Below are 1,250 nucleotides of genomic sequence, written 5' to 3' on the forward strand. Positions count from 1 at the left end.
GCTGCTGGCGGAAATCAAGGTGCGCTACCCGCAACTGCCGGTGATCGTGATGACCGCCTACAGCACCGTGAAGAACGCGGTGCAGTCGATGCGCAATGGCGCCTACGACTATATCGCCAAGCCCTTCGATATCGACGAGCTGGACATCACGGTGGCGAAGGCCCTGCAGTTTCGCGACATCATGCGCGACAACGCGCGCATGCGTGCCGAGTTGGATGAACATGCGCAGTTCGACAGCCTGGTGGGTGACAGCCCGGCGTTCCGCCGCGTGCTGCACGCCGTGGACTCGGTGCGCGACAGCAACGCTACGGTGCTGCTGACGGGCGAAAGCGGCACCGGCAAGGAGATGGTCGCCCGCGCCATTCACAAGCACGGCAACCGCGCCGATAAGCCGTTTGTGGCGGTCAACTGCGCGGCAATCCCCGAAGGCTTGCTGGAAAGCGAGATGTTCGGCCACCGCAAGGGCGCCTTCACTGGCGCCGTGGCGGATCGGGTCGGGCGCTTCATGCAGGCCGACAAGGGCACGTTGTTTCTCGATGAGGTGGGTGACATGCCGTTGGCGTTGCAGGCGAAAATCCTGCGGGCCTTGCAGGAGCGGGTGATCGAGCCGGTGGGTGACCCGCGCGAGCGCAAGGTGGATGTGCGAGTGATCGCTGCCACCAACAAGAACTTGCTGGATGCGGTGGCGAACAAAGAGTTTCGTGAAGACCTTTACTACCGCTTGAACGTATTTCCGATTCCGCTGCCGGCCTTGCGTGAGCGGGTGGAAGATATCGCGCCGCTGGCCCGGCACTTTGCCCAGACCTTGAGTGCCACGGCGGGCAAACGCATCACCGGTTTCAGCCCCGAGGCGTTGCAGGCCATGGCGGCGTATTCCTGGCCGGGCAATATTCGTGAGCTGCAGAACTGTGTGGAGCGGGCGACCATTGTCGCGGCGACGCCGGTGATCGAGGATATTGATTTGCCGGCGTATTTGTTTGCTTCGACGCCTGCTGAGGATGGGATGGGCGCGATACTCAGCAACGGGCCGGGTGTGCCGCAGGATCTGGATGCGGCGCTGGCTGAGGTGGAGAAGGCTTACATCATGGCTGCGTTGCAGGAGAGCAACGGGGTGCAGGCTGCGGCGGCGCAGAGGATCGGGATTTCCGAGCGCAGTTTTTGGTATCGGTTGAAGAAGCTGGGGATTCAGGTGGACAAGATTGTTCGCTAGGGGGCGCTGAGCGTTTTTGGGGGGGGAGTACATATCCGTT

The 1,250-nt window shown here is 62.3% G+C and carries 1 protein-coding gene; it reads left to right on the plus strand.

Annotation, left to right across the window (positions count from 1 at the left end; translation table 11 throughout):
• Positions 1-1,210: sigma-54 dependent transcriptional regulator (locus HX786_RS29940; protein WP_178912991.1), on the plus strand; the 1,210-nt coding region annotated here is incomplete at its 5' end.
• Positions 1,211-1,250 lie beyond the last annotated feature (40 nt).

It is taken from the genome of Pseudomonas sp. 21615526 (genome assembly GCF_013386245.1).
Lineage (GTDB): Bacteria > Pseudomonadota > Gammaproteobacteria > Pseudomonadales > Pseudomonadaceae > Aquipseudomonas.